Origin of the sequence: Brevibacillus gelatini, assembly GCF_050920745.1 — a bacterium.
Taxonomy (GTDB): domain Bacteria; phylum Bacillota; class Bacilli; order Brevibacillales; family Brevibacillaceae; genus Brevibacillus; species Brevibacillus gelatini.
The window spans coordinates 1,172,154-1,188,602 of the sequence record NZ_CP154342.1 but is presented as its reverse complement, the minus strand read 5'-3'; the positions used below and the strand labels follow the sequence as shown (position 1 = coordinate 1,188,602).

The window sequence follows — 16,449 nt, the reverse complement described above, 5'->3', positions numbered from 1 at the left end:
CCGGTCGGGCTTGCCAAGGTCGGTGGTGTCGGTGATGCTGTTAATGAAATCTGGCGAGTTGCGGATGCAGTCATGTGGGGATCATTTGTGTTTGTATTGGTATCCTTCGGGTTTGAGCGATGCATGTACAGGCACAATTTTTCCGTCTATATCGGCATAAAAGTATCTGACATCAGGTTCGTCAGCAAAAATAACTTCTACACTAAAATTCGGAAGCTTTCCAAAAACGCCATTTAGACTAACGATTGCTTTCTCATCGATGTTTTCCTCCGTAATGAGGTAGTGGCGTACTTGATTTTCCAATCTTAACAATGTTCCTTGAACATATATGACTGGAGCAGAAATAAGGAGTAAGACCAGGAAAAGCATAATCATCGTTTTTTTGTTCATTTTCGTTATCACCCGTTGTAAAATGAAGCTTTTTTCCGAAACCGTTGCTCATTCCTTTCCCCTGCTTGTTTCGAAAATGTGTCGTCGTCTTAACACACGCTGCTTCCGATCGGGCTTGCCAAGGTCGGTAAGGTCGGTGTAGGCGATTCTGTTAATGAAATCTGGCGGAGGCTTGGGGGCGCAGCCATTTGGGGACTCATTTGTGTTTGTATTGGTATCCTTCGGGTTTAAGCGATACACCAATTGGTACTATTTTTCCGTTATTTTCGGTATAAAAGTATCTGACATCCGGCTCGTCAGCAAAAACAACTTCTACACTGAAATTCGGAAGCTTTCCAAAAACGCCATCTATACTCGCTATTGTTTGCTCATCGATGTTTTTCTCCGTAATGAGATAGTGGCGTACTTGATTTTCCAAGTTTAACAAAGTCACTTGAACATATATCACTGGAGCAGAAATAAGGAGTAAGCCCAGGAAAAGCATAATCATCGTTTTTTTGTTCATTTTCGTTATCCCCCAAGACGGTGCACCGCGAGCTGCCGAATTTGGTTGTAAAATGATGCTTCTAATCTCCTTAAAGAGTGAAGGCGATAATGGGCGCCCTACTATCGCTAGTCAACTTTATAGGAGGAATTTTTTATGGCATCTGATCGACCAAAATATCCTGGTACTAACACAGATATGAAGCCAGGAGACGTTTTGTACTCGAAAAAAAGCATTTCAACTTTTTTTGTTGGACACGTGGCAATTGTCGGACCAGACTACGATGTTATTCACGTTCATCCAAAAGGACCTGGGTTCATCGACAATATCGATTACTATGTAAGTCGGTTTGATGACGGTGATAAGATCCAAGTTCTTCGCCCTGGGAGAGGAGCTTCTAAAGCTGCTAATTGGGCAAAAAACCATATTCGTGATGTGAAGAAATATTACTTCAATATGGACTTGGATAATATCGAGCTTAGTTATTGTTCTAAGTTCATCTGGCACGCTTTTTACTATGGTTATGAGCTCGATATAACCGGTATGGGTCTTACCGATGGAAGTCGGGCAACCCATATTTATCCAAGTGATGTAAGAGATTCTGAGGAATTTGTATCAGTAGAAACTATTAAAGTTAATAAGTAATAAAGTCGAATAAAACCTCGCATTTGCGGGGTTTTTCCTCACTTTCAGCTTATCCAACTCAGTTATTTAGACAGACTATATCCGGTTCAGCCGTAATATAACTCTATATTTAAATTATACTCCAGACAAAGAAAAAATCCTCTTTTTACCACATAACACAAAAATATATTGATTTGTTAAAATGAGTTGCTTTTTCCCCCGAACATTTACCTAGAAGGTAGGATGGTGAGAAGAATGAATGACGAACTGCGAAAAGAAGAGTGCAGGAGACTAATAAAAAGGATTGCCTGGCGGTTGCAGTATCAAACAAAGAAGATTTCCACCCGAGAGCTTCCCATCATAGAAAATATATGTGGGCAAAATCAAATCTCATCTGTAGATTCTAAACTGTATGTAGAAGAAATGCTGATTTCCCTTCCAGCGAAAGCAAGATTCATTATCGAACAAGTCGTTATCAACGGGGTTCCCGAAAAAATCGTAGCGAATCATTTAGGAATATCCCAGCAAGGCGTAAACAAATACAAACGCAAATATTTAGGGCTGCTTCGGCGAAAATGGGAATCTACCTCGTAAGATTGCAGACCTCTTCCGAAATGGAGGCAGCCAGGCAAACACAAAACAAAAAGAAAACGCTTGGAGTGGAACGGTTCCCCAAGCGTTTTCGTATTTTCAGCACGCCTCTTTTAGCCTGCCTGTATGTTTTAGAAGCGGCTATTGCTTCCCAAGAAAGCCTTCCTTGAAAATGTTGAGCAAATAGTCCAGCGTAATCGGATCACTGTAGGTAGCAGCTTCTGTGTCAATGACGATCACATGGTTGTTTTTCACAGCCGGGATATTTTTCCACGTCTCTGAGTTCAGGAACGCATTTTCAGCACCCTTTCGCTGGCTGAGTACGATGTAGTCTCCGGCATACTCCGGGATCACTTCCAGGGAAAGCATGTAGTAGCCGGGGCCGAGTGCGTCTTTCTTCACTTTTTCCGGCATGGCGAGGCCCATTGCCTGGTACAGAATCTCGGTTCCGCGCGCCCAGTTGTTTCCGAATACGTAGAAGTCTTTGGCGTCGTGCTCGAAGACGGAGACGGTCTTCTCCTTGCCGATTTTTGCCTTGATCTCTTCTCCGGCAGCTTGCGCCCGCTTCGTGAAATCGTCGATCCACGCTTGCGCTTCCGCTTCCTTGTTCAGCAGCTTGCCGATCTCGCGCTGCTGCGCCAAATAGTCCAGCTTGCCCCACGTGTAGACAACGGTTGGCGCGATCTCCTTCAATTTATCCAGGTTTTTCATCCAGGACCCGGCAATAATCAGGTCGGGCTGGAGCGCAAGAATTTTTTCCAGCGTCTCATCGGATACCGTCTCTACATCTTTTACTTTGTCGGTGAAAAGCGGGTTCTTTTTCGTCCACTCATCGACTCCGACCAGTGTTCCGCCCAACGAAAGAACGTTCGGCGCATTTGTCAAACCGACGATTCGCTTCGGATTGGCCGGAGCCTCGACAGGTCCGTTTTCAGACTGGTATGTAATCGTTTCAGGCTTTGCTTCCTGCGTTGCACCGTTGTTCCCGGCAGCGTTCTCCGTTGGCACTGTAGCATTGCCACAGGCGCTCAGCAGCAGCACGAGTGACATCATAATGGAAGGGAGCCACTTTTTCATATTGCATTCTCCTTTTGACAGAGTGAAAAACAACAAGTGATAATGATAATCATTTCTAAACAATTACATACTATAAACCGTTCTCTATTTCCTGTCAATACGGGCAAGACAACAAGCGGATCGCCTTCCTCGATTTTGTGTTCCCCCGTGGCTGAGCAAGCTGGAAATAGCAAAAAGCTTCCCACGCATCAGGAGGGAAGCTTTTTTGCCACGCTATTGTTTTACGACAGCTTTACAAGGCTGTAGTTTTTCTTGCCTTTGCGGATAATGATGAAACGTCCGCCAATCGCCAGATCAGGCGTTACTACCAGATCCAGCTCGCTCACACGCTCGCCGTTCATGGAAATCGCGCCTTTGGTAATGTCCTCGCGCGCCTGGCGCTTGGACGGCTCGATGCCCAGCTCGACGAGCCAGTCCACGATGTTTTTCGCTTCTTTTGTCGCTTCGTAGGTCGGCATTTCCTTGAAGCCTTGCTCGATCTCATCGGCGGTAAGCGATTTGATGTCGCCCGTGAAGAGAGCGGCTGTGATGCGCTTGGCCTGCTCCAGCAGCTCTTCGCCGTGCACGAATCGGGTCATTTCCTCTGCGAGCGTTTTTTGCGCTTCACGTTTATGCGGCTCCGTCTCGACTTTTACCGCGAGCTCGTCGATTTGCTCTTTGGTCAGGAACGTAAAGTATTTCAAGTATTTAATGACGTCGCGGTCGTCGGTGTTCGCCCAGAACTGGTAAAATTCGAACGGCGTCGTTTTGTTCGGATCGAGCCAGACGGCACCGCCTGCTGTTTTCCCAAACTTCGTTCCGTCTGCCTTCAGCATGAGCGGAATCGTCAGGCCAAACGCTTTTGCCTCGGGACCCTCTTTTTTGCGAATCAGATCAAGACCGCTTGTAATGTTGCCCCATTGGTCGGAGCCGCCAATTTGCAGCTGGACGTCCTCGTGTCTGTACAGATGCAGGAAGTCGAGCGCCTGCAGGATTTGGTAGGAAAACTCGGTGAAGGAAATGCCGCTCTCCAGTCTGCTTGCCACGACATCCTTGGCGAGCATCGCGTTGATGCTGAAGTTTTTCCCGTAATCGCGCAAAAATTCGATCACGTTGATTTTATGTGTCCAGTCGTAGTTGTTGACCAATCGGATCTGGTTGTCGCCTTCTGTGATGAACAGCTTTTTCATTTGCGCGGTGAGAGCCTCTACGTTGGCCTGCACCTGCTCCAGGGATTGCAGCGAACGCTCGGACTGACGGCCGCTCGGATCGCCAATCGTCCCTGTCGCGCCCCCGATCAAAATAACCGGACGATGCCCCGCAAGCTGGAAGCGTTTCAGCACGATAAAAGGGATCAGGTGCCCGATGTGCATGCTGTCTCCCGTCGGGTCGACGCCACAGTACAACGAGATCGATTTTTGCTCCGTCAATTCACGGAGCCCTTCGGCGTCTGTTTGTTGGTTAATGGCCCCGCGCCATTCGAGTTCGTCAATAATGTTCACAGCCAATTCACTCCCTTAGGTTCGTCAATCTCTCCTATACCGAATCAACGTTGCGTGTGACAACAAAAAATCGCCCCTTGTCTATTGTAGACACAGGGACGATTGTATAACCGCGTTACCACCCAGATTGCACCAATGGTCGCTCCATCTTCCGGACGCCATTCATGCCACTCTCGGCGAGATATCGTTCGCCATTCCGCTCAGCATTACCCGAGATACTCCAGAGTTGTAATTCGCGGGCTTGGTGTGTACCGGGTTCCATCCACCCCCGGCTTTCTGGGACAGGGACCAAGCTGCTACTGGGCTCTTTCAACGTATGTCGCGTATAAGATTACAGACAGTATAGTGAATTGGAGAGGCGGTGTCAACTGGCAGTTTGCCCTCGCAGCCCCTGCTGTTCTGTCGGCAGGAAAAAAATGTGGTTGCGGTTGTTTGACTCATAGATGAAATCTTTCAAGCTTTTGCTTGTGTACACGGAAAAATCGCCCGCGATAGCAAGCTTTGCCTTGTACGTGACGAACTTTTGCAGAATTTCTCCTTCGACTACCATCGCAAAATACGGCCCGGATCGTCTTGCGGCAAACAAAAAATCGCTCTCTCGCAATATTCGCAGAACGACCAAGTAATTTCCGTTCCCACTTGCAACTCTCCCCCAATAAATCGCCGGAAGCATATTTATTTCATCTTTATTTACGGGTATGATAATAGAAAAAAAGAAAGAGGCTGTTTTATGGATTCAACCTATTCATCCAGATCTGCATCCAAAACAAAAATGCTCATCATTCATGCTCTTTTTATCGCTTTTACCCTTGCAGCCACCATGTTCATCAACATCCGTCTCCCGTTCATGGGCAACGGTGGCCTGATTCACCTTGGTAACGTGCCTCTGTTCATTGCCGCTTTCGTGTACGGCAGAAAAGCAGGAGCGATTGCAGGTGCCTTCGGGATGGGCCTGTTCGATCTGATTTCCGGCTGGACGGTATGGGCACCGTTTACCTTCGTCATTGTCGGGGCCATGGGCTATGTCGCTGGTCTCATCGCGGAAAGAATGCCGGGCAAACGCGTCCTTGCCTATTCTCTCGCTATCGCTTGCGCCCTGCTGATTAAAATCGTGGGCTACTACTTCGCGGAAGTGATTCTGTACAGCAACTGGATTCTGCCGTTTGGCTCGATTCCGGGGAACTTCCTCCAGGTCGTCGTTGCTGGAATCATCGTGCTGCCGCTGGTAGGACGCCTGAAAAAAATTGTCGGGCAAGGATAAGGGAGAACCATGCTTTTTTGCACAGTTTGCGCAGAAGTGCTACGTATGACGCACTTCGGCAGGCTGTAACGATCAAAATCGCTCAGGAGATGCTGATTCCTGGGCGATTTTTTTCGCTTGCACTTTATATAGAAAAGTGTGCTATACAAGGCAGATTACAGCTGCCAGGTGGGTCAATTCCAAACTGGCGAGGGTGCGACAAAAATAAAGTCGGCGTTGACACAACTTTAGACATTTTCTCGAAGGAAAATATCCACTTGTTTAACAAATTCCGCAAGTGTATTCGCTCCCGAATCATAACTCGAATTGGAAACGAGTATACAGCTGACACTATAACCGAATTTTTCAAAACTATAATGATATGCGTTAATGGGCGGGTATATGTCTGCGTAATAAGCTTTTAGATCATTATCAGGTGAATTATATCTGGCATTACTATAATAAATACTGTGTTGCCATTGTTCATGTTGGACACCGAGTCTTTTACTTACACTCATGAGAATGATTGTTCCGTTTGATTTATTTTTATAGATATAGTTTTTCTGTCTTCCAAATATGGAGGTATCTGCATCTTCCTGCTGATCTCCTAAAATACTGTCTGGAGCAGTTAATATGTTCTCATTACCTTGTAACAACTCTTCAAATCCTATTGGCTTAAATTTTTCATCGAACTTATTAGTAATAGTAACCAAATCTTTTCTCTCATCATCTGAAAGATAAGCGCCATGTACATTCTCAGCATAAGAAAATACATTTTGAGAAAATCCACCGATCAAAAAAGCTAATAGATAACTACCGAATAGGAGTACTATTTTAGACTTCCTCATTCAAATAACCACCTCTTTGTCGTGATAAGACCCTCTGACTAAATACGCATAAAGAGAAAATATTAAGTAAATCTAATTCAAAAATCTGTTTTATACCATTAAATACATATTATTACATAGTTGGTTGAAAAATAACACACTTTCCTGTTCGATCAATAATCTAGTTGTCGCAATAGTGTTAAAAATATTCGTTACTCTGTGGTGATATACTTCCCAACTGCTTAGTAATCCGTCGACACGTCCACTTTTCCTCAACCCGCAAACGAAGTGCTTCGATTTTCACGAATTCTTGTTATGATTAAAGCTTCTGTCCTTTGGTTGCCATAAAAATGCCCCCCTAGAAGTCATCGGATTTCCCTATGGATTTCCAATCTCTATTCTAAAGGGTGCACTCAGCAGTCGAACTGGAGTTTTCGGAATACAAAAACACAAAAAACCCTTGGGAACCAAGGGTTTAAATTCTTTCATATGGTGGAGCATAGCGGGATCGAACCGCTGACCTCTACACTGCCAGTGTAGCGCTCTCCCAGCTGAGCTAATGCCCCATTATGTACTCGATAGCAAGTTACCGCCTCAGTGACTTAAGTATAGCACACCTTTCTTTTACAATGCAAGCGAAAAAAACGGAAAAAGTTTGGCTGTACTGTCCCACATTCGGCGGTGAGTGGAGTCGCCCCAGACATCCCTCCTTCATCAAAAAAGGTGCCTCCTGATCGAATAATCGACCATGGAGGCACCTTTCCTTCTATCATCGGAATAAGATGCTAGAAAATCTATTCCGTTCTTGCTTATCGCACCGTCACCACAATCGGCGTTTTCTTGCCGCCGTAGCTGACGTAAATCGTCGCTTTACCCGACCCTGTCGCCTTGATGACACCGTCTTTCACGTCTGCAACCAAGAGGCGCGAAGTGGTCCACAGGGCTGGCTTCGTGACGTCTGCCTCAGAGCCGTCTGTGTAGGTTGCGATGGCCTTGACTTGCTTCGTTTCGCCCTTGTTCATGACGATCTGGACGACATCTGTTTTCAAATACTTCAACGTATCGACATCGACAGGGATGGAGACGCTCTTGTCGTTGTATTTGGCTGTGATCGTGGACTTTCCGTAGGCAAGCCCTTTGACCAAGCCCTTGGAAACGTCCGCTACCTTGTAGTTGCTCGTCTTCCAGTCAGCAAGGCTGGTGACGTCCATGGTGCGTCCGTCTGACAAAGTGGCGGTCAGCTTGATTTGCACACTGCTGCCATTCGATTTCAGGCTGACAAAGCGCTTGTCCGCCTCCAGCTTGGTGACGATTCCCACTTCCACCGGAAGGGTCACAGACTTGCCGCCGTATTTGAAGGTGATGGTGGCGCGGCCGTTGGCAATACCTCGTACTTTGCCGTTTTCCACATCGGCTACCTTCAGGTTGGACGAGGTCCATTCGGCGGTTTGGGACACGTCAACGGTTGCGCCCGAGCTGTCTGTCGCCTTCAACTCAACGGCCACGGTATCATTGACGTTCATAATCACCAGGCGCGGATTGACGGTCAAAGTTTGCGCCTGATCGACCTCGACAGAGATCGTCACGCTTTTGCCTTCAAACGTACCTGTAATTGTGGCTTTTCCGGAACCGACAGCGGTAATTTTACCCGCGTTCACTTCGGCTACCGCACCGGAGGAAGTGGTCCATGTCGCCTGGTCATTGATGTTGTTCTTGACTGTCCCGTCCGCGTAGGTGGCGGTCAGCTTGACTTCCTGGCTGGCGCCTTTGCTCAGGACCAGCGACTTTTTGTCCACGGTCAGCGATTGCAGTACGCCGATGGATACCGGAATGTTGATCGTGCGTGTTCCATAAGTCGCTGTGATGGTTGCAGACCCGGTAGATACGCCTGTTACCAATCCCTGACGCACAGTGGCAACTGCCGGAGCGCTGGACGTCCAGGTCACTTTTTGCGTCACATCTTCGCTTGTACCGTCAGGGAAAGCAGCCGTTACGGTTACTTGCTTGACATCTCCTGCCTGGATCGCGACTTTGGCCGGGTTGGCGGTCAAGCTTTGCGGCACATCCACGTCCACGACCAGCGTAGCTGTCTTCCCGCCGTATTTGGCCGTCAAGGTCGCTGTCCCTGCTTTGTAGGCGGTAATGGTTTTCCCGCTGGCAAACACGATATCCGGGTGATCTGAGGACCATTCCAGCTTGTCGGTCAGATTCTCGCTCTGTCCGTCGGCAAAAAAGGCTTTCACAATGACGTTGTTGCCGTTTGGCGCACTTCCGATTTCCACGCTTTTGCCGCTTGCCATCGTCAGGTAGGACGGGATGATGTCCAGCGAGCGCGGCACTTCTACATCCACCAGAATTTGTACCGTCTTGTTGCTGTATTTGGCGGTGATGATGGCTTCGCCTGAAGCAACAGCATGAATTTTTCCGTTGCTGTAGTACGCAACGTCTTCGCGGTTCGAAGACCACTCTGCCTTGTCATTGACTTCTACAGGCGTAGTCGAGTTGACATAGGTGGCTTCCAGCTTCACCGGCTTGTCTTCTCCCACCTTCAAAAATACGCTCTGGGGAGTCGCTACCAGTCGTTGCGTATTGTCGACATCAACCTTGATCGTTGCCGTCTTGGTGCCGTATTTGGCGGTGATGGTAGCCGAGCCCGGACTGTATGCCGTGATCGTCCCTTTCAGCGCATCGGCTACGGCCGGATTGTCCGAAGACCATTCGGCTTTTGCTGCTACATCGTTATCCTCTGGAGTGTCATCCGGGAAGATCGCTAGCAGTTTGATTGTTTCCGAGCTTGTCGCAGCGTTTCCGAGAAGCAGGGACACTTGTGTCTTGCTCGGAATGAGACGGTGAGCGATTTCCACGCTGACCTGTACGCTCGTCGTCTGGCTGCCGTACTTGGCCGTAACGGTTGCCGTACCGGAGCTCAAGCCTCTGATCTTGCCGTTGATGACGGTCGCAACTGCCGGGTTGTCGATGGACCAGTCGGCTTTTTCTGTGACGTTTTCAGGTCCGCCTTCGCTGTAGTAAGCAGTCAATTCAACTGTTTTCTCTTCCCCGATCCGGGTGTTGACGGACTGCTGATTCAGCGACAGCGCCTTTACCTTTTTGGTGACGGTTACATTGACGATTGCGGTCTTGCCCATGTATTCCGCAGTAACTACGGCGTTTCCGACCGCCTTGGCTGTGATTTGTCCCGAGTAGACGTTAATCACCTTGCCCTGATCCGGGCTTTGCCAATTCGTCTTCACCGTAACATCTTCCGTTTTCCCGCTCTCATAGATGGCCGTCGCCCCCAGGGAGACAGTATCGCCCAACTCTAGCGTTACCTCGTTTTTGGTCAGTACCAGGCGATTGATGACTTCTGCAGCCAGTCCAATTCCTGCGCTCCCGGTTCCCACAAATAGCAGGATGGCCAGAAACAAGAGCATCGTTTTTTTCCAGAACATTGCCAGCCTCCCTCGCAAGTATGAAATTTGCTGTTTTTCGAAACCATCTCACCCTTACTATATCGGCATTTTTCAGAGATAATTTACCAGTTTTTTATGTCGGTCATGTGTCGAGACGTGTAACTTGCCACCTGCTGCAACGTCAAAATAAAGAGAATGATCGAGTATTAACTCGAAAAAGCAAGACGAGGGAGCACGGAGAGAATGAATAAGAGAAGAAAACGGATGCGGAATTTTTTTCCGCGAAAAGGGCTGCAAGCGCTCGCCGTCGTCGTTCTGCTCGGCGGACTCTGGGTGGGCTATCATTGGCAGCGAATTGAGCAAACCGCCGGACAGGCTGTCCCCCGCCACGCCGATGTCGGCATCGTGCTGGGTGCTGCCGTCTGGGGAGAAAGTCCGGGTCCCGCGCTGCGCGAGCGACTGGAGCAAGCTGTCCGGCTCTATCAGGATGGCTATGTGTCTACCTTGCTTGTTACAGGCGGGCTGGGCGAAGGAAAAACGAAAACAGAAGCAGAGGTCAGCCGGGACTATCTGGTTGCCCACGGCATCCCGGCAGAGCACATTCTCCTGGAGGACAAATCCACCAGTACATACGAAAACCTGCTGTACGGCCAGCAGGCTTTCGACGACTATCGTATGCACCATGTGTTGATTATCAGCCACGACTACCATTTGGCCCGCGCGATGACCATGGCCGAATCGCTTGGGTGGAACGCCTCTGCCGTCGGCGTCCGGTCGCAGGTCCTGTTCGGGCCGTACCACCGGGGCAGGGAGGTACTCGCGCTCACCTACTGGGAAGTCTCGCAGTTTCTCTCGCTAGCTGCCCGCTCGCTGATTCTGGCGGCGGATTTCGTAGACGTCCACGAAGTGGCGAATCCGCTCCATGATCCGCGCCGCCTTGGTCTGCTCAATCCGGTTGCCATTTGAGATGGACAGATGCTCCTGCAGTTCCTCCAGCGAGTAGTTCGAGGTAAACAGCGTCGGCAAATGGTTGTTCGCCCGCTGGTTCAAAATAACGCCCAAAATCTCGTCCCGAACCCACGGCGTCAGGTTTTCCGCCCCGATGTCGTCGAGGATGAGGACAGGGACTTCCTTGAGCAGCTCCAGCTTCCCTGCGTACGATTGGTCCGAGATCGAATCTTTCATCTCGCGGATAAAATCGGGAACATAGACTAGCAGGGAAGCGACATTGCGCTCGGACAGCTCGCGGCCGATCGCTCCCATGATGTAGCTTTTCCCGACGCCAAACGGGCCGTGAAAATACAGCCCCTTGACCCGCTCGCCCGTACCTACCTTTTCACAAAAACGGATCGCCGCCTCCACCGAGGCCATATTGTCCGCGTCGATGACCATCCGTTCAAAGCTCGCGTTCATCGTCTCTTCGGATACATAGTAGCTGCGCATCAGGCGGCGGCGACGCACCTCTTCCTCATGCGCAAGCTGCTTGGAACAGGGCGTAATCGAGCTGACGATGTTGCCGTGAGCCACCTCAAGCCGGGTGCTGTGCCCCTTGACCAGGTTCGGACACTCTGCAAGGCCGGGACAGCGCTCGCACCAATACTGCTCCTTGACTGCCGTATAAATGCTGGAGAGCGAGCGAAGGTAATCGTCTCGGGTCAATGCCGGGTGCTCCGCCTGAAAAGCTTTCAAATACGCGGACGAACGGAACATTTTATCCAGTTGCTGATCGGGTGTCAGCAGGTTGCGCGGGGTTCGCTTGGCAAGCTCCTGCATGAACGCGCTGATAGATTCCATATTTCCTCACTCCCCTTACTTCCGTTTTCGCAGTGCTTCCAGCCGCTTGTGCAATTCCGGAAAATCGTGAATGGACTGTCCCTTGGAAACGCCCGTCGCAGACTTTTCCTGCGACAACTGCCATTCCACCGAAGCAGGCAGCTTGTCCTGCAAAATCGCCCGGCCGTTTCGTCTTGCCGGAGTCGCTTCCTTCTTCGCTGTTTTTGCTTTTTCAGCCGATGGCGCCCGCTGCTCGGAACGCTCCACAATTTGCTTCACGGCTTCATCCACGGTGGCAATCCGCTTCGCCTTCCAACTGTCGCGAATTGTCTCCATGTACGCTTTCGGCAGCTCCATCTGCTTGCTCGCGAGCGTGTGCAAAAGCAGCGCATTCACGACTTCCGGCGGCAAGCCGTCTGCAAACACCAATGTCTCCGCACGCTCCAGATACACCTTGCTCACGCGGCCGCCCACGACCTTTTCCAATAGCGCCAGTGGAGAAAGCAATCGGCAGGCGCGCACAAACGCTTCGCTGCCCGGTTCAGGCAGTCTGCCCGGTCCCCAGTCGTCATCCAGCGCGGTTGGAGCAGAATCGCTTCGATACAGCTTCCCTTCCGTGTAGCGCTGCATGAGCCGTTTGCGAAGCACCTCTCCGTCCAGACTGCGGTCCGCCTTGTACAGTGTCCAGTCGCGCAGTTCCTGGCCCATCCCCCAGCTGTCCAACTGATAAAAATGGCAGAGCGAAAACAACAGCTCCATGCTTTTGCCTTCCAGCACTTTGGCGGCATCCGCGTTGTCCGGCAAGTACAGCCGCAAAGACGACACGCTCAGCGAGTGAGTCACCTGTGCTTCGAAGCTGGACTTCAGCGCGGCCTGCGGCAAGCTTGTCTCCATCTCGCTCAAAAAGCGCTCGCGCTCCGAGCCTTTTTTCACTTCCAGCTCGGACGGTTTCAACGATTGGAAAACTTCATGAAAATCTTTGGTGATATTTTCCACCACCGAATATTCCTCTGCCAGCTTGCTGCCCAGGACATCTGCATACTGCTGCCGCAGTTGGGCGTAGCGAACGTTTTCGATTTTGTTGAGCAGCATCAGCGAGAGGACGTAGTCAGCAAAAAACTCTCCGGGCGCAAGCGGAGGTTTCAGCAAATACTCGTAGTAGTAATCGCGCTGCTGGTTTTCCCGACGGCGCACTTCGACAAGTCCGATGGCCTCCAGACGTTCACGCGCATCCAGCAAACGATCCAGGGACAGCGAAGACGCGAGCATAAGACTGCGATGGGTTCCTTCCGCTGAGGCTCCGCTCGCTTCCTGCACGCTGTGGACAAGCATTTGGTAGAGGGCGTACGATTCGACGCCAATGATCGGCAAGTACAACTGCGTGACAAAGCCCATTTCCGAAAAGCTGAGAGGTCTTGCCAGCCGCACCAGATAGCGATCTTTTGGCAACAATTCGTTCCAGACTAAACGGCGCATCAGACTCTTTCCTTCCTGACAAAATTCGATTCTATTATTATAGCATGGCAAACGGATGGGCGTAGAAAAATAACTGGAAAGCAAAATAGCCCCGGCGAAATTCGCAAGAGCGTGAGGAAAGTCCCTATGTAATTTTTCTCTTACTCGTTTGACACCGAAGACTGGCTGCCCCTCGCTTGCGCCAGAAGCTCCTCCAGCTCTTTCATGAATACATTAATATCTTTGAATTGGCGATAAACGGAGGCAAAACGGACATAAGCGACTTCATCGACGTGATACAAACGCTCCATGACCTTTTCTCCAACATCGTTGCTCTGAATCTCCGCCTGGCCGCAGCTGCGCAGCTCTTTTTCAATGTCGTTCACCACGTTTTCCAGCACTTCCAAAGGAACAGGCCGCTTCTCACAGGCGCGCACCAGACCGCGCATCACCTTTTCCCGGCTGAACTCCTCGCGGGTGCCGTCTTTTTTCACGATCAAAAGCGGCGTTTCCTCGACCACTTCAAATGTAGTAAAACGTCGTTCGCACGATTCGCATTCCCGGCGGCGACGGATCGATTTATTATTGTTAAACGGACGCGAATCCAGGACTTTAGTCCCATTATATTCACAAAATGGACAGCGCATTTCAGCTTCAACTCCAATATTGACAATACATGTCTACAGTGTCCCTCATATTCCGGTCAGAAGTCAAGTCAATCCTTGTACCTATTTAAAGCATCCGTCGATTGGAGTACAATATGGATACTGTTGGAGGGATTGTAATGCGCTTAGTTTCTTTACGACAAGTCCAGCCGGGAATGAAGCTCGGCCGTACCGTTTTCACTGAAGACGGCAAAGTGCTGCTTGGCACCGGTATGCAACTGACCGAGCGTTTGATTTCCGGTCTTCAACGATCCGGTATCGACGCCATTTATATTGACGATCCGCGTACGGAAGACATTGTGGTGGAGGACGTCATTCGCCCGCAGACCAGACAGGTTGCCGTGGAAGTCATTGAAAAGACGATCAAACAGATCACCAATTCGAACAAGCTCGCCCGCAAAATCTCCTTGAAAGAAATGGGCCTGCATTTTCAGCAAGCTTTCAGCTCCATTTTGGATGACCTGATGCAAAACGAGCAGATGGTCGGGCACCTGACTACGATCTCTTCCCACTCCCCATCCCTGTACCATCATTCAGTCAACGTGTCGGTACTCGCAACGGCAGTCGGCATGTCGCTCGGCTACAACCGAACCCAACTGATGAACCTTGGCATCGGGGCGATGCTGCACGATATTGGCAAGGTCAGTTTGCCGGAAGAGCTTTTGCAGAAAAAAGAGCGCTGGAATGCCGAAGAGCAAGAGCTGGCAAAACAGCATACAACGCTTGGTTTCAACCTGCTTCGCAAGCAGCCGGACATTTCCCTGTTGTCTGCACACATCTGTCTGCAGCACCACGAACGGCTGAACGGGAGCGGCTATCCACAGGGCCTGGTCGGGAAGCAGATTCATGAGTTCGCCCAGATCGTCGGCCTTTGCGATATTTATGACTCATTGACCTCTCCGCGTCCGTGGCGCAAGCGCTACATGCCACAGGATGCTGTCGAATACTTGCTCGGTTCCGGGGGCCACCTCTTCGAACTGCATCTGGTGAACGCCTTTATCAAGCACATCGCGATTTTTCCAATCGGAAGCAGCGTTGTCCTCAATACGGGCGAGACAGGGGTAGTCAGTCGCGTTGACCCGGACTATACCCATCGGCCGACGGTTCGCATCTTGAAGGACGGTCGTGGCAACGATGTCGTCACTCCGTACGATCTCAACCTGAAGGAAAACATCAAGCTGTTTATCGTCGGCTTTGAAGACGATCAATTGTTCAACTTAAATACCTTGTCTGAAGCTTCTTCCTGAATGAACAAGACAGTGTGAAAAATCCGGCTTCGCCTTTTCGACGGCGAAGCTTTTTTTTGCGGAAAGAAGGTCAACACGACAAAAACCCCTTTGCCTTTTGGAGCGGGCAAAGGGGTTTGATTCATCCGGTTTAGTTGACGCCAGCCGCAGTTGCTTCTTTTGCCTTTGGCTGGTTGTACATTTCCGATACGTGGCGAACCAGGTCGACGACGCGGCAGGAGTAGCCCCACTCGTTGTCGTACCAAGCGATGACTTTCACCTGGTTGGTTCCCATGACCATCGTGGACAGACCGTCGACGATGGAGGAGTTGTCGTTGCCGTTGAAGTCGCTGGATACGAGCGGCTCATCGCAAAATTCGAGGTAGCCTTTCATGCTGCCTTCGCTCGCTTCGCGCAGCACGCGGTTTACTTCTTCGACGGTTACAGGCTTTTTCGTGTTGATAACGAGGTCCACAACCGATACATTCGGTGTCGGAACACGTAGCGAAAAGCCGTTCAGCTTGCCGTTCAGCTCAGGCAATACTTTGCCTACCGCACGGGCAGCACCAGTAGTAGTCGGGATGATGGACTCACCAGCGGCACGCGCGCGACGCAGGTCTTTGTGCGGGTTGTCGATGTTTACCTGATCGTTCGTGATCGAGTGAATGGTTGTCATCAAGCCTTGCTCGATGCCGAACGCATCGTTGAGCACTTTTGCCACCGGAGCCAGGCAGTTCGTGGTGCAGGAAGCGTTGGACACGATATGGTGATTCGCATGGTCGTAGATGGAATCGTTTACACCCATGACGATGGTAACATCTTCTTCCTTGGCTGGAGCCGTGATGACCACTTTTTTCGCTCCGCTTTGCAGGTGCTTGCCAGCGCCTTCGCGATCCTTGAATTTGCCAGTCGCTTCCACGACGATTTCCACACCCAATTCGCCCCAAGGCAGCTTGAGCGGGTCACGGTCGGAAAGGACAACCGTCGCTTTGCCGTCTACGATGATTTTGTTGTCTTGCACTTCCACTTTATTTGGCAGGCGTCCATGAATCGTATCGTATTTCAGCAAGTGCGCAAGCGTCTCCGGAGGATAGCTGGCATTGATCGCTACGATTTCAATGTTGGGGTCCTGAATAGCGCGGCGGAATACCATGCGCCCAATACGGCCGAAACCATTAATACCAATTTTGATTGTCATAATTAGAA

Annotated in this window: 15 protein-coding genes, 1 tRNA gene and 1 pseudogene; 5 read left to right on the top strand and 12 right to left on the bottom strand. The window is 50.2% G+C overall.

All coding sequences use genetic code 11. The annotated features are described in order from the left end of the window. Nucleotides 1-81: 81 nt before the first annotated feature. Both AAFJ72_RS06015 and AAFJ72_RS06010 read right to left on the bottom strand, forming a co-directional pair. On the bottom strand, nt 82-390 hold the full coding sequence (locus AAFJ72_RS06015; RefSeq protein WP_122904829.1) for a DUF3139 domain-containing protein: 309 nt from the start codon (nt 388-390) through the stop codon (nt 82-84). A 196-nt stretch (nt 391-586) separates the two neighbouring features. Next, nucleotides 587-895 carry a DUF3139 domain-containing protein gene (locus tag AAFJ72_RS06010; protein WP_122904828.1) on the bottom strand — a complete coding sequence of 103 codons (309 nt, stop codon included), beginning with the start codon at nt 893-895 and terminating at the stop codon, nt 587-589. A 135-nt stretch (nt 896-1,030) separates the two neighbouring features. Between AAFJ72_RS06010 and AAFJ72_RS06005 the strand changes: the two genes are divergently transcribed. Beyond that, the gene (locus AAFJ72_RS06005) at nt 1,031-1,519 is read left to right on the top strand and encodes a hypothetical protein (RefSeq protein ID WP_122904827.1); all 489 of its coding nucleotides are present in this window, start codon (nt 1,031-1,033) and stop codon (nt 1,517-1,519) included. Nucleotides 1,520-1,753: 234 nt separating this feature from the next. Then, nucleotides 1,754-2,092 carry a sigma-70 family RNA polymerase sigma factor gene (locus AAFJ72_RS06000; protein ID WP_432776423.1) on the top strand — a complete coding sequence of 113 codons (339 nt, stop codon included), beginning with the start codon at nt 1,754-1,756 and terminating at the stop codon, nt 2,090-2,092. 138 nt (nt 2,093-2,230) lie between these two features. Here the strand turns inward: AAFJ72_RS06000 and AAFJ72_RS05995 are convergent, their stop codons facing one another. The 3 genes and pseudogenes from AAFJ72_RS05995 to AAFJ72_RS05985 all read right to left on the bottom strand — a co-directional run. Next, the gene (locus tag AAFJ72_RS05995; protein WP_122904825.1) at nt 2,231-3,166 is read right to left on the bottom strand and encodes an iron-hydroxamate ABC transporter substrate-binding protein; all 936 of its coding nucleotides are present in this window, start codon (nt 3,164-3,166) and stop codon (nt 2,231-2,233) included. A 221-nt stretch (nt 3,167-3,387) separates the two neighbouring features. Beyond that, on the bottom strand, nt 3,388-4,647 hold the full coding sequence (tyrS, locus tag AAFJ72_RS05990; protein ID WP_122904824.1) for a tyrosine--tRNA ligase: 1,260 nt from the start codon (nt 4,645-4,647) through the stop codon (nt 3,388-3,390). Nucleotides 4,648-5,011: 364 nt separating this feature from the next. Beyond that, a pseudogene (locus AAFJ72_RS05985) lies at nt 5,012-5,185 on the bottom strand (DUF4180 domain-containing protein); the annotation flags it as partial. 192 nt (nt 5,186-5,377) lie between these two features. On the opposite strand from AAFJ72_RS05985, the gene AAFJ72_RS05980 reads away from it, so the two are divergent. Next, nucleotides 5,378-5,908, top strand: coding sequence for an ECF transporter S component (locus tag AAFJ72_RS05980; RefSeq protein WP_122904822.1), 531 nt, complete (start codon nt 5,378-5,380; stop codon nt 5,906-5,908). Nucleotides 5,909-6,135: 227 nt separating this feature from the next. Here AAFJ72_RS05980 and AAFJ72_RS05975 read toward each other — a convergent pair whose 3' ends face one another. The 3 genes from AAFJ72_RS05975 to AAFJ72_RS05965 form a co-directional block, all read right to left on the bottom strand. Then, nucleotides 6,136-6,735 (bottom strand): hypothetical protein, encoded by a 600-nt coding sequence (locus AAFJ72_RS05975; RefSeq protein WP_122904821.1) that lies wholly within the window; start codon nt 6,733-6,735, stop codon nt 6,136-6,138. Between the two features lie 469 nt (nt 6,736-7,204). Next, nucleotides 7,205-7,280, bottom strand: a tRNA-Ala gene (locus AAFJ72_RS05970). 243 nt (nt 7,281-7,523) lie between these two features. After that, nucleotides 7,524-10,163, bottom strand: coding sequence for an Ig-like domain-containing protein (locus AAFJ72_RS05965; RefSeq protein WP_432776422.1), 2,640 nt, complete (start codon nt 10,161-10,163; stop codon nt 7,524-7,526). A gap of 204 nt (nt 10,164-10,367) precedes the next feature. Between AAFJ72_RS05965 and AAFJ72_RS05960 the strand changes: the two genes are divergently transcribed. Further along, a complete protein-coding gene (locus AAFJ72_RS05960) occupies nt 10,368-11,090 on the top strand; it encodes a YdcF family protein (protein ID WP_122904819.1) in 723 nt (240 codons plus the stop codon). On the opposite strand, the gene dnaI is transcribed toward AAFJ72_RS05960, so the two are convergent. From dnaI to nrdR, 3 genes are all read right to left on the bottom strand, one after another. Continuing rightward, nucleotides 10,980-11,918, bottom strand: coding sequence for a primosomal protein DnaI (gene dnaI, locus AAFJ72_RS05955; RefSeq protein WP_122904818.1), 939 nt, complete (start codon nt 11,916-11,918; stop codon nt 10,980-10,982). The genes AAFJ72_RS05960 and dnaI overlap by 111 nt on opposite strands. A gap of 15 nt (nt 11,919-11,933) precedes the next feature. Further along, on the bottom strand, nt 11,934-13,373 hold the full coding sequence (locus AAFJ72_RS05950) for a replication initiation and membrane attachment family protein (RefSeq protein ID WP_432776421.1): 1,440 nt from the start codon (nt 13,371-13,373) through the stop codon (nt 11,934-11,936). 140 nt (nt 13,374-13,513) lie between these two features. Beyond that, nucleotides 13,514-13,999 carry a transcriptional regulator NrdR gene (gene nrdR / locus AAFJ72_RS05945; RefSeq protein ID WP_432776420.1) on the bottom strand — a complete coding sequence of 162 codons (486 nt, stop codon included), beginning with the start codon at nt 13,997-13,999 and terminating at the stop codon, nt 13,514-13,516. 137 nt (nt 14,000-14,136) lie between these two features. On the opposite strand from nrdR, the gene AAFJ72_RS05940 reads away from it, so the two are divergent. Next, nucleotides 14,137-15,264: an HD-GYP domain-containing protein gene (locus tag AAFJ72_RS05940; protein WP_432776419.1), complete on the top strand. Its 1,128-nt coding sequence runs from the start codon at nt 14,137-14,139 to the stop codon at nt 15,262-15,264. Nucleotides 15,265-15,394: 130 nt separating this feature from the next. On the opposite strand, the gene AAFJ72_RS05935 is transcribed toward AAFJ72_RS05940, so the two are convergent. Further along, nucleotides 15,395-16,441 (bottom strand): glyceraldehyde-3-phosphate dehydrogenase, encoded by a 1,047-nt coding sequence (locus AAFJ72_RS05935; protein ID WP_432776418.1) that lies wholly within the window; start codon nt 16,439-16,441, stop codon nt 15,395-15,397. Nucleotides 16,442-16,449: the final 8 nt, after the last annotated feature.

Coding starts and splice junctions, on each gene's coding strand:
- AAFJ72_RS06005 (WP_122904827.1), top strand. CDS start 1,031: ATGGCATCTGATCGACCAAAATATCCTGGTACTAACACAGATATGAAG.
- AAFJ72_RS06015 (WP_122904829.1), bottom strand. CDS start 390: ATGAACAAAAAAACGATGATTATGCTTTTCCTGGTCTTACTCCTTATT.
- AAFJ72_RS05965 (WP_432776422.1), bottom strand. CDS start 10,163: ATGTTCTGGAAAAAAACGATGCTCTTGTTTCTGGCCATCCTGCTATTT.
- AAFJ72_RS06000 (WP_432776423.1), top strand. CDS start 1,754: ATGAATGACGAACTGCGAAAAGAAGAGTGCAGGAGACTAATAAAAAGG.
- dnaI (WP_122904818.1), bottom strand. CDS start 11,918: ATGGAATCTATCAGCGCGTTCATGCAGGAGCTTGCCAAGCGAACCCCG.
- AAFJ72_RS06010 (WP_122904828.1), bottom strand. CDS start 895: ATGAACAAAAAAACGATGATTATGCTTTTCCTGGGCTTACTCCTTATT.
- AAFJ72_RS05935 (WP_432776418.1), bottom strand. CDS start 16,441: ATGACAATCAAAATTGGTATTAATGGTTTCGGCCGTATTGGGCGCATG.
- nrdR (WP_432776420.1), bottom strand. CDS start 13,999: ATGCGCTGTCCATTTTGTGAATATAATGGGACTAAAGTCCTGGATTCG.
- AAFJ72_RS05975 (WP_122904821.1), bottom strand. CDS start 6,735: ATGAGGAAGTCTAAAATAGTACTCCTATTCGGTAGTTATCTATTAGCT.
- AAFJ72_RS05950 (WP_432776421.1), bottom strand. CDS start 13,373: ATGCGCCGTTTAGTCTGGAACGAATTGTTGCCAAAAGATCGCTATCTG.
- AAFJ72_RS05940 (WP_432776419.1), top strand. CDS start 14,137: ATGCGCTTAGTTTCTTTACGACAAGTCCAGCCGGGAATGAAGCTCGGC.
- AAFJ72_RS05980 (WP_122904822.1), top strand. CDS start 5,378: ATGGATTCAACCTATTCATCCAGATCTGCATCCAAAACAAAAATGCTC.
- AAFJ72_RS05960 (WP_122904819.1), top strand. CDS start 10,368: ATGAATAAGAGAAGAAAACGGATGCGGAATTTTTTTCCGCGAAAAGGG.
- AAFJ72_RS05995 (WP_122904825.1), bottom strand. CDS start 3,166: ATGAAAAAGTGGCTCCCTTCCATTATGATGTCACTCGTGCTGCTGCTG.